Annotated in this window: 11 protein-coding genes; 7 read left to right on the forward strand and 4 right to left on the reverse strand. The window is 39.9% G+C overall.

Translation table 11 applies throughout. The annotated features are described in order from the left end of the window. The first annotated feature begins 51 nt into the window (after positions 1-51). From truB to AC5YCI_RS11185, 3 genes are all read left to right on the forward strand, one after another. Positions 52-960: a tRNA pseudouridine(55) synthase TruB gene (gene truB / locus AC5YCI_RS11175; RefSeq protein ID WP_496129929.1), complete on the forward strand. Its 909-nt coding sequence runs from the start codon at positions 52-54 to the stop codon at positions 958-960. 8 nt (positions 961-968) lie between these two features. Next, positions 969-1,736: a sulfite exporter TauE/SafE family protein gene (locus AC5YCI_RS11180; protein WP_496129928.1), complete on the forward strand. Its 768-nt coding sequence runs from the start codon at positions 969-971 to the stop codon at positions 1,734-1,736. Between the two features lie 94 nt (positions 1,737-1,830). After that, positions 1,831-2,289 carry a hemerythrin domain-containing protein gene (locus AC5YCI_RS11185; protein WP_496175541.1) on the forward strand — a complete coding sequence of 153 codons (459 nt, stop codon included), beginning with the start codon at positions 1,831-1,833 and terminating at the stop codon, positions 2,287-2,289. Between the two features lie 30 nt (positions 2,290-2,319). Here AC5YCI_RS11185 and AC5YCI_RS11190 read toward each other — a convergent pair whose 3' ends face one another. Then, complete coding sequence (locus AC5YCI_RS11190) at positions 2,320-3,177, reverse strand: EamA family transporter (protein WP_496129926.1); 858 nt, start codon at positions 3,175-3,177, stop codon at positions 2,320-2,322. 164 nt (positions 3,178-3,341) lie between these two features. Here AC5YCI_RS11190 and AC5YCI_RS11195 point away from each other — a divergent pair, with 164 nt between their 5' ends. After that, on the forward strand, positions 3,342-5,111 hold the full coding sequence (locus AC5YCI_RS11195; RefSeq protein ID WP_496175542.1) for a hypothetical protein: 1,770 nt from the start codon (positions 3,342-3,344) through the stop codon (positions 5,109-5,111). Positions 5,112-5,126: 15 nt separating this feature from the next. Here AC5YCI_RS11195 and AC5YCI_RS11200 read toward each other — a convergent pair whose 3' ends face one another. Together AC5YCI_RS11200 and serA are read right to left on the reverse strand one after the other, a co-directional pair. Then, positions 5,127-6,029, reverse strand: a complete 903-nt coding sequence (locus AC5YCI_RS11200) for an EamA family transporter (RefSeq protein ID WP_496129924.1) — start codon at positions 6,027-6,029, stop codon at positions 5,127-5,129. Positions 6,030-6,080: 51 nt separating this feature from the next. Next, positions 6,081-7,313 (reverse strand): phosphoglycerate dehydrogenase, encoded by a 1,233-nt coding sequence (serA, locus tag AC5YCI_RS11205; RefSeq protein ID WP_496129923.1) that lies wholly within the window; start codon positions 7,311-7,313, stop codon positions 6,081-6,083. A 339-nt stretch (positions 7,314-7,652) separates the two neighbouring features. On the opposite strand from serA, the gene AC5YCI_RS11210 reads away from it, so the two are divergent. The 3 genes from AC5YCI_RS11210 to AC5YCI_RS11220 all read left to right on the forward strand — a co-directional run bounded on the left by AC5YCI_RS11210 (position 7,653) and on the right by AC5YCI_RS11220 (position 10,789). Further along, the gene (locus AC5YCI_RS11210) at positions 7,653-9,062 is read left to right on the forward strand and encodes a D-2-hydroxyglutarate dehydrogenase (protein ID WP_496129922.1); all 1,410 of its coding nucleotides are present in this window, start codon (positions 7,653-7,655) and stop codon (positions 9,060-9,062) included. A gap of 123 nt (positions 9,063-9,185) precedes the next feature. Continuing rightward, positions 9,186-9,566 (forward strand): hypothetical protein, encoded by a 381-nt coding sequence (locus AC5YCI_RS11215; RefSeq protein ID WP_496129921.1) that lies wholly within the window; start codon positions 9,186-9,188, stop codon positions 9,564-9,566. A 74-nt stretch (positions 9,567-9,640) separates the two neighbouring features. Further along, positions 9,641-10,789 (forward strand): AbiH family protein, encoded by a 1,149-nt coding sequence (locus tag AC5YCI_RS11220; protein ID WP_496175543.1) that lies wholly within the window; start codon positions 9,641-9,643, stop codon positions 10,787-10,789. Between the two features lie 66 nt (positions 10,790-10,855). Here the strand turns inward: AC5YCI_RS11220 and AC5YCI_RS11225 are convergent. Then, a partial coding sequence (locus AC5YCI_RS11225) for an IS66 family transposase (protein ID WP_496175544.1) occupies positions 10,856-11,176 on the reverse strand: 321 nt, incomplete at its 5' end.

Raw genomic sequence — 11,176 nt, forward strand, 5'->3', positions numbered from 1 at the left:
AGCTCACAATCAGATTGTTACCATGAGCCAATTTTTTTGGCTTTAATTGTTATGAAATCTTCTCCAAATAAAGTGCAGCGTCGCCATTTGAGTGGTGTTTTTTTACTTAATAAACCTCTAGGGATTAGCTCTAATGCAGCGTTACAAAAAGTGCGCTGGTTGTATCGCGCGCAAAAGGGTGGGCATACAGGCGCACTTGATCCTTTGGCTTCTGGTTTATTACCGATTTGTTTGGGTGAAGCAACCAAGTTTTCACATTATTTACTCGATTCTACCAAGCGTTATCAAACCACGGTGTTTTTAGGACACAGCACTACTACAGGTGATGTCGAGGGTGATGTGCTGTTAGAAAAAGCAGTGCCTGAATTGACGCAAGAGAAAATTCAAGCCGTATTGCAACAGTTTATCGGTGATATTCAGCAAGTCCCACCGATGTATTCAGCCTTAAAAAAAGAAGGCCGTCCTTTATATGAGTTGGCGCGTAAAGGTATTGAAATTGAGCGTGAAGCACGTCCAATTACGATTTATGCATTAGAGCTTATCTCTTTTAATGAAAACAGCATTACTTTAGATGTGACCTGCTCTAAAGGTACCTATATTCGTGTATTAGGTGAAGATGTGGCTAAAGCATTGGGCACATATGGTCACTTAACTTATTTACACCGTATTCAGACCGGGCACTTCGATTTAATTCCAAGTTATACTATTGAACATCTTGAAAGCCTCACCGAACAACAACGCGATGCGTTATTGTTACCTGCTTTTGCGCCTGTGCAACACTTCCCTCATATCCAAGTGCCTGAAGGTCGCGCTGAGTATTTCTGCCGTGGTATGGAAAGTAATATTGAGCATGCTGCTGAAGCACAGGTCTTGGTCTTTGATGGCGAAAAATGCTTAGGTCTGGCACAAATTAGCGATAAAAAACGTTTAATCCCCAAACGCGTTTTAAATCTCGACTAGGAATTCTCATGGAATTAGACATTATTATTAGCCTGATTATTTTCGCATTTTTTGCTGGTGCAATTGATGCGGCAGTTGGCGGTGGTGGTCTAATTCAAATTCCCGCGCTGATGGGTGCAATGCCACAGCTTGCACCCGCAACCGTATTTGGAACCAATAAATTATCTTCAATTTGTGGTACAGCTTCAGCTGCATGGTCATATTTACGTAAAGTCACTTTGCCATGGCAGCTTTTATGGGTGATTGGAAGTTGTGCTTTTCTTAGCTCATTTGTAGGGGCAGCCTGTGTCACTTTAATTCCAACAGATATTTTGCGTCCATTGGTGTTAATGATGCTGATTGTAATTGCAGTTTATACACTACTTAAAAAGCAATTTGGCCAGCAACATATACAGTTTGCAATCACCAAAAAGTTTTTGGTTTTAGCTGCTGTGGGCAGTTTAATCATTGGGTTTTATGACGGTATTTTTGGTCCCGGTACCGGTAGCTTCTTTATCTTTTATTTTATTCGCTATTTAAAAGTCGACTTTTTACATGCTTCGGCATTGTCTAAGGTTGCCAATCTCACCACCAATTTAGCAGCATTAAGTTTCTTTGCCCCTACAGGGCATGTGCTACTGGGAATTGGTCTAATGATGGCTGTAGCGAATGTACTAGGTTCTGTGGTTGGGGTTAAAATGGCGCTTAAATATGGCAGTGGTTTTATTCGTATCCTATTTTTAATTTTAGTTAGTGTATTAATTTTACGTTTAAGCTATCAAATTTTTGTAGGTTAATGCGCTTAAGTTACAGCTTTACTATATTCAAGCGATAGGGTTTTTAAGTATAAAAAATATTCAACCGATCATCAGCTATCGCCAAGGATCATTTATGAATATTTTTGAAGCATTAAGAGAAAGTCATCAAAAACAACGTGAATTAGGGGAAGCTTTACTAAACACCTCAGGTGATAGTCCTGAACGTAAAGCATTATTTGAGCGCTATAAAAATGAATTATTCGCACATGCTGTTGGGGAAGATCGTTATTTTTATATTCCATTAATGATGAGTGATTCAGGTCTGAACATTACCCGCCATGCCTTAGCCGAACATCATAAAATGGATGAGTTGCTCGAAGAGCTAACAGAACTCGAAATGAGTAACCCAGGCTGGCTCAATAAAGCCAAGAAACTGGTAGACACTGTGCTGCATCATTTAGATGAAGAAGAGCACGGTTTTTTCCAGCAAGCAGGAAAAATTTTAGCGGACAAAGCAAAAACCAGTTTAGCCAAACAGTATTTAGCTGAATATCAAAAATATAAAAAGTCTGATAAAGATGCCTTAGTTTAAGTGAGTGATTGAGCTCAACGTGGCAAGCGTTTAGCTGGATTTACTTCGCATGCTAACCCCAATTGAAGCTAACATCACGCAGCCCAGAGCGATCCATTGCCAAAAGGCGATGGTTTCGCCCAATAATACCCAACCTGTCAGTGCAGCCAAAGCTGGCGAGAGACTTGATAAAGTACCGTAGCTTAATTTACTTAAACGCTTTAAGGCTTGTAAATCTAAGGCATAAGGAATGGCAGTCGCCAGTATCGCGATGGCTAGCGCCTGCGGCCAATATTCGATATTAAGTAAGGCTTGGGCATTTTGATATAAACCAATCGGTAATAAACTCAGTGCAGATAACGTAATAGCAATGGTCAGCGCATGCATGCCAATGTTTTGCTGTACCACTTTTTGCCCAAAGTAAATATAAAATGCCCAACATAAACCTGCGCTTAAAGCACAAATCGCACCAAAAACTGAGAAATTACCTGCTAGTGCTTGCTGCCATGGCACCATTAAGCCAATCCCTAAAATTGCCAATCCAACCCAAATATAGTCACTACCTTTTTGAATAGAAAGTAAGGCAAGCCCTAAAGGCCCAATAAACTCTAAACCCACCGCAATCCCTTGGGGTAGTTCGCCAAGCGACAGATAAAACAGCACGTTCATTAAACATAGTGCTGCGCTATAGCAGATTAAATCACGCCATTTTAAAAAGCTCAGCCGCTTTAAAATATGCCATGAACGGAACATCACAAAAACAATTATTGATGCAAAACATAATCTTAGAATCGTGACACTTAAAGGATCAATCTGCAAAAACAGCTGTTTAGCAAATGAGGCGCTAATTTGATACGAGATCATAGAAAGCACCATAAACAATACTGCAAGCAATTGCGGACGAGCCATAAGTTAAAATTCGAATAGGAGTTGGCGTTTATTATAGCTTTAAATAATACCGGCAAAAATGTAATCAAATGCTTATATTTGCTTGAAAAATGAACAATATAATTGCAAGCTATAGTTGAAGCATTATTAAACAAAACTTTATAACCATTATAAGGAAAAAACACATGCAATCTCCATGGAAGCAAGTGCTATTGGCCAGTATGATTGGTCTGAGTTTAATTGGTTGTGGTGGATCGAGTTCAAATGATCCAGTGACACCACCGACAGAAAATACAATTCAAAAACAAGTTTCAGCCTTAATCTTAACAGCCACGGGCAACACGATTAACAATGCCAAAATTAAAATAGCAGGGCAAACTTTTACTACAGATGCCGCAGGTCAAGCCAATTTTAATGTGAATATTCCACAAGCTGCTCAGGATGTTGTGGTGCAGATCGAAAAAGCAGGTTTTGTTAATCAAGCGCTACGCATTAAAGCCTCAGAGCTTGAAAATATGAATGCAAGTTTGTTAATGGTAAAAAACCTAATTGAAGTGGCTACAATTGAACAAGCACAAGTTATTGAAAGCTCAGAACTAAATGCCAGTATCACTATTCCTGCGAACGCATTTGTACGTCCAAATGGTCAACTTGCCACAGGTAAAGTCATCATCGAATTTACCCCTTGGGATATTCAAAGTACTGATTTAAATGCAATGCCTGCCAATGGTGTAGCACAAAATAATCAAAACAATATTGTGGATTTAATTAGTGCAGGGATGATATCGGCAACTTTTAAAAATGAACAAGGTGAAACCTTACAGTTGGCTCGCGGTAAAAGCGCAGATTTGATGATGGATTTACCCATTGAAAATATTGCCAATCAAGAAATGACAGTCGGTACAGAAATTCCAATGTGGTATTTTGATGAAGCCAAAGGCTTATGGCGAGAAGAAGGTATAGGCCATGTAGTCGAATCCGCTCAGTCCTCGACAGGTTTGGCAGTGCATGCCACTGTATCGCATTTTTCGACATGGAACTGGGATTTAGAGTTTGAAAATGACGGTACTTTATTGGTGCAATGTATGGCTGAAGGACAAGCTTTACCTTGTCATGCAATGGCTGAGATTCGCTTAAATGATGGCTCTCGAGTAACTAAGTACTCACATATTCCAGTCAGTGGTCTAGAAGTTGTTAACATACCCACCCAAGCAAGTATTGCTTGGAAAGCCTATGGAGTGGGAAATGGTTTCATTGGTCAAGCGCAAAGTTCAACGGACTCACCAGTCATCATTCAATTGCAACTGCCAACCACCAAAAATAATGTCAGTTGTGAATTAGCAGATGGAACAGCGACGTCTTGTCAGGGTGTGTTAAATAACCAAATTCCTTTTAGCATTGGTCTGTCAAGTAGTCAGGTAGTCAGTACCTTAGCCAATCATCAAAATTTACAATGGCAGGCAAAGACCCCCTTAATGTGGAAAAATAATCAATGGGTACGTTACCGTGGTACGCAGATTTCAGATGCGTCTGAAAATGTGGTGATTAAACTGACAGAGCTAGAAACTTTAGCTGATACGTTGGGGCTTGATTTCTACGCAGAATGTAAAGCCTATAATGTAGATGAAGATTTAACAGGTCAGCCATGTGAGTTAACAGTAGAAATAGAGAACACCAATCGAGAGTGGAACACACTGGTTTATCAAATTCCATTTGGTGTACGTACTCATATTGCATTACCAGCACCTTATACAGGTTTTGAGGTCTATGATCAGGGGCCTATCCACTCTATCAATCTATTTGCTTCGGTGTTAAATGGTCGCTATTGTGACACCATGTTTGGTTCATATGGATTTGAACGTAACTCTGGAATGTCTTTTATTATGGAGTTAACGCCATCTAGAATTGATGGGGGTGTAGATAGTGATGAGGGATGTGTCACCACACCAACTTAATAGAATAAAACCACGCTATGGCGTGGTTTTTTCTTGTTTAAGCTGAGCTTGAGTTTTTTGTTTAGCCTGCTGTGTGGTAACAGTACAACCGATAGAGGCCAAAATAATCACACTTAAAGCCAACCACTGCGTCCATAACAGTTGTTCACTTAAAAAAATAAACCCCGATAATGCAGCAATGGCAGGTTCTAAACTGGTCAGGGTACCAAAAGCCAAGGGTGTCATATGACGTAGGGCATACATTTCTAAGCAAAAGGGTAAGGCACTGGCCAATAGGGCTAAAGTTGCAAAGAGCATCAGATAATGAGGTTGCCACACCGCACTGGGCATGCCCATGTATAAAGCCACTGGCATTAAACACAGCATGCCCACACACATGCCTAAACATACCGTATGATTACCCGAAACCCCAGATGGTTTTTGCCCAGCCACAATATACAACGCCCAACATGCACCTGCGCTTAAAGCAAAGAAAATGCCCAGCGGGTCAAGTGAGGCTGTGTGATTAAAGGGAAACAGTAGCACCAACCCTAAAATGGCCAGACCCACCCAAACAAAGTCAAACTTTTGCCGTGCGTAATACAGTGCTACGCTTAACGGGCCAATAAACTCAAATGACACCGCAATACCCAAAGGTAAGCGTGCAATAGACAAGTAAAACAATATATTCATACCCGCTAAGGCGATGCCATAGCTGATGATTGCCGAATAATGAATATGTTTAAAATTGACCTGCCAAATTCGAAACACAATGGCCAACATAGTTGCTCCCAAAAATAAGCGCATAGCGGAAACACTTAAAATCGGGAAATCGGCAAATAAAACCTTGGCCAAGGAGCCACTACTTTGGATAGAGATCATGGCAATGATCAACAAAATAATAGCGTGCAGCTGTGGTAGGCGAAAAAGAGTGTGCATAACAATAAAAAAACCACAGCCTTAAAGACTGTGGCTTTTATTTAAATTGAATTAGAACAATACGCGAACGCGGATTGTGCCTTCAACTTCATGTAATGTATCAAGTGCTTCTTTAGATGCCGTCGCATCTACGTCCATGACTAAATAACCTACATCGCCTTTAGTCATTAAAGACTGACCAGAGATGTTGATGCCATGTTCAGCAAACAAGTTGTTGATTTTAGACAACACACCTGGAACGTTTTTATGGATGTGAAGTAAACGGTGTTTACCTTCAGTCAATGGTAACGCGATTTCTGGGAAGTTCACCGCAGATAAAGTCATACCTTTATCTGAGTAAGCGACAAATTTCTCACCTACTTCTAAACCGATGTTTGCTTGAGCTTCCATGGTTGAACCACCAACGTGCGGTGTTAAGATCACGTTTGGCAAGTTACGAAGTGGAGAAACAAATTCTTCACCGTTGGCTTTAGGCTCTTTCGGGAATACGTCAACCGCAGCACCTGCAAGGTGACCAGATTTTAAAGCATCAGCCAAGTCTTCAATCACGACACATGTACCGCGTGCCGCGTTAATGAAGATTGAACCTTCTTTCATTTGTGCAAACTGGTCTTTGGTCATGAAGTTACGTGTAGACGGAACATCAGGAACGTGTAAAGACACCACGTCAGCATTGGCAAGCAGCTCGCCTAAAGAACCGACTTGACGTGCATTACCAAGTGGTAATTTCGTCACTGTATCAAAGTAAATCACTTTCATACCCATGCTTTCAGCAAGCACAGACAATTGTGAACCAATTGAACCGTAACCGACGATACCTAAAGTCTTACCACGAGTTTCGTATGAACCTACCGCAGATTTGTTCCAACCGCCAGCGTGTGTATCTGTTGATTTTTCAGGTACACGGCGTAGAAGAAGAATCGCTTCAGCAAGTACCAGTTCAGCAACCGAACGCGTATTTGAATATGGTGCGTTAAATACTGGAATACCACGGCGCATTGCTGCGTCTAAGTTCACTTGGTTCGTCCCAATACAGAAACAACCTACCGCGATAAGTTTGTTCGCAGCTTCAAAGATTTCTTCAGTCAACTGAGTACGTGAACGAATACCAATGAAATGCGCATCTTTAATCGCTTCTTTCAGTGCTTCACCCTCAAGCGCTGTTTTACGATAGTCGATGTTGGTGTATCCCGCTGCGTTTAATGTGTCGATTGCGTTTTGGTGCACGCCTTCTAACAATAAGAAACGGATTTTATCTTTAGGTAGAGAAAGATGTTGGCTCATTACGGCTCCGCTACAAAGGCCAAATTTAGTGGCAATATGATAGCATAGGAAAATACACTATAAACATTTGCTTTATGACCCATGGATTTTCTTGCATGTTGAAAATATCGCCTAATTTTAAAATTTTGGTCTAACTAAGCCTGTAATTTGTAAGCGACATTAGCAAAAATGCCATTTTCTGCGAGTCTTGGGCAAAAATGATTTATAATAGTGTCCCGCAAAAACCACCTCCAAAAAATGGAACGATTTTTGTGCATGATGAGATGAAAAATATTCATTTTAAATGTTTGTTTTTTGCTCATATTCTTGTGAATAAACTTCTTGCTAGGTCTGCAAACGATGAATGCTCCAGTCGCTTTAACACCTGAGTTATTGGCTCAATTAACAGCTATCGTCGGTGAAAACCGTATTAAAACTGATGCTGACAGCCTCGAAAATTGGGGACGTGACCACACCAAACACTTCGACCCAAATCCATCGGTCATCGTTTTTCCTTCCAGCACAGAGCAAGTCCAACAGATTGTTAAACTTGCCAACCAATTTAATGTTGCAGTAACACCATCAGGTGGTCGTACTGGTTTATCAGCGGGTGCTGTAGCGGCCAACGGTGAAATCGTGATCAGTATGGACAAGATGAACCAAATCTTGGAATTCTTCCCAGCTGACCGTATGGTACGTGTACAAGCAGGTGTAGTGACTGAACAGTTGCAAAACTATGCTGAAGAACAGGGCATGTATTACCCAGTCGATTTTGCTTCTGCGGGCTCAAGTCAAATTGGCGGTAACATCGGTACCAACGCGGGTGGTATTAAAGTTATTAAATACGGCATGACACGTAACTGGGTACTAGGCTTAACAGTTGTGACTGGTAAAGGTGATGTACTGCGTTTAAACAAAGGCATGATTAAAAATGCCACAGGTTATGCGCTACAACACTTATTTATTGGTGGTGAAGGGACTTTAGGTTTAGTCACAGAAGCTGAAATTAAGCTAGAGCGTCAACCACAAGACTTACAAGTGATGGTACTGGGTGTACCTGACTTTGAAGCGGTGATGCCTGTACTTCATGCATTCCAAGCGAAAATTGATTTAACAGCATTTGAGTTCTTTGGTGAACTTGCGATGCAAAAAGTACTTGATCATGGTCATGTACAACGTCCATTTGCAACCGAATGCCCATTCTATGTCTTACTTGAGTTTGAAGCGCCATTTGAGCCAATTATGGACAAGGCGATGGAAATCTTTGAGCACTGTATGGAACAAGGTTGGGTATGGGATGGCGTGTTAAGCCAAAGCCTAGACCAAGTGGAGAGCTTATGGCGTTTACGTGAAGATATTTCTGAGTCGATTGCGCCATTTACACCATACAAAAATGATATTTCAGTACTAATTACCTATGTTCCTGCATTTATTAAAGAAATTGATGCAATTGTGTCTGACAACTACCCAGACTTTGAAATCTGCTGGTTTGGTCATATTGGTGACGGTAACTTACACTTAAATATTTTAAAACCTGCCGATTTAAGCAAAGACGACTTCTTTGCGAAATGCCAAGTTGTAAATAAATATGTGTTTGATACTGTGAAGAAATATGACGGTTCTATTTCTGCGGAACACGGTGTAGGTATGACCAAAAAGCCATATCTTGAATACAGCCGTTCAGCAGAAGAAATTGAATACATGAAAGCGTTAAAGCAAGTATTCGATCCAAACGGTATTATGAACCCTGGTAAATTATTTGATCTTTAATATGATCAATTAAGCAAAAAAGCCTCAACAGTTGTTGGGGCTTTTTTTATACAGTCTTGCCATAGAATTTTTTTTTTAGGCGCGGCATGATCAAATTTTATAAACACAATTAAGGATAATTATATGTTACGTTTTTTCGCTTTAACTGCTGTATTGGCATCACTTACTGCGTGTGCCACCACGGAAAATTTATTTAATAAAGCCAAAGGGGTGGTGCATTCGTCTTATACGCCACTTGAGCAGGTGTTAAAGGCGCAGCCAAATTTAGAATCAGAATTAAATGCAGTCGAGATTCGTCAGGTATTTAACCGTGTGGAAGCGCCAACTGCCGCGCAAGTGACGGTTTTAGAGTCAGGTTTAATGGATGATTCTGTGAGTGCAATTCGTACCACCTATCAATTTAAGTTAGTGGATGAGCAATGGAATTTAGTGGATAAGAAAGCGGCTTATAAATGTAGCCGTGGCAGTAATACCAAGTCTTTCCAAACGGCTGTATGCCCCTAAAGTTAGGTTGCTTTTTTAAGCCATTCTTCTATGTTAGGCGTATCAATTGATACGCTTTTTTATTGGGGGATAGGGTGGCTGAAAATATTTTAATTGTGGGCAATGGTTTTGACTTATCACATTATTTGCCGACTAAATACGATCACTTTATGATTGTAATGAAAAGTATAGAAGATTGGAATTTAGAAAAGGGAGATATGAGATTTGATAACCTGTTTTCTCATTTGTTAGCCAAAAAGGATGTTTTTATCACTCATACAAAGCTCTTTTATGATATTTCAAATGCTAACTTGAGTGCAGATGATTTGTCTGATCTAAAAGATAAATTAGGAAAAAATACTTGGTACAGATATTTTGAAAAGCATACAAAAGATATAGGTTCTTGGATTGATTTCGAAAATAAAATTGAAGAGGTTTTGTTAGCTTGTGGGAATGTACTTCCTTATATTTCTGACTTAAATGAATCTGCTAAGACAGTTGATGCGTTAGAGAGTACTACTGAATCAGGAAATAAGTTTAGCCAACGAAATCTTCAAATTCTTAAGAGTTTTGATTTTGTGCAAGAACGTAAGTCGATGAAAAATGGCGGAGAATTTTCAACCTTTTATCTTAATAAGGAGTTTTCTCCCAATAAGCATTTGAAAAATGGTTTCGATATTTCATTATTCTTAAGTCATTTGTTAAATGGGCTAAATGAATTTGTTGGAATTTTTAATGTCTACCTTAACAAATTGATAAAAACGCTGATTCCTTTAGCTCATCAAATAAATATTGATGCAGAAGATTGGGTAAGACCTAGTAAGATTTTTTCCTTCAATTATACAGATACTTACTCTCGAATTTATAGGGATACAGAAGTCAAAATAGATTACCTACATGGTGTACACGGAGCTAGCCAGAATATTGTTTTAGGAGTTTCAGATCTGGAAGCCCCTGAACTGATAAGGTTAAAAGCTTTTGGTTTTACTAAGTATCACCAAAAATTATTTAAAGAAACAGATTATTTATTCTTAGATTCGTATAAGGAGGAAATTTTATTTCAAGAAGAGCAAATTGCGGAACAATTAATCTCAACTAATCCTGTGACTAGGCGAAATTTACGTGCAGCAAATGAGAAAAATAGAAAGTTAGATATTAATATCAGTATATGGGGACATTCTTTGGATTTATCAGATCAAGAATACATTAAGGATATTTTTAGTTTAAATGTAAGCATCCGCTGAACCCCATACCTATTTTTTAATTTTGGTCGGGTTGCGTAAGCATCCGCTGAACCCCATACCTATTTTTTAATTTTGGTCGGGTTGCCACCGGTGTGGCAGTAATTCTTCAATTTGGGTCACTTTGTGTGTCGGTAGCCTTTTCAGCACATCACTTAAATAGGCATACGGATCCAAGCCATTGAGCTTTGCTGACTGGATTAAAGTCATGATATTGGCAGCTCGTTGGCCACTGCGCAGCGAGCCAGCAAACAGCCAGTTCTTGCGTCCTAAGGCCCAAGGTCGCATCTGATTCTCTACCCAATTATTGCAAATCGGTAGATTGCCATCATCCAGATAGCGGCTTAAAGCTGGCCAACGCTTCAGCGTGTAATTGATGGCCTTGGCGGT

The organism is Acinetobacter sp. CY17, assembly GCF_059515825.1.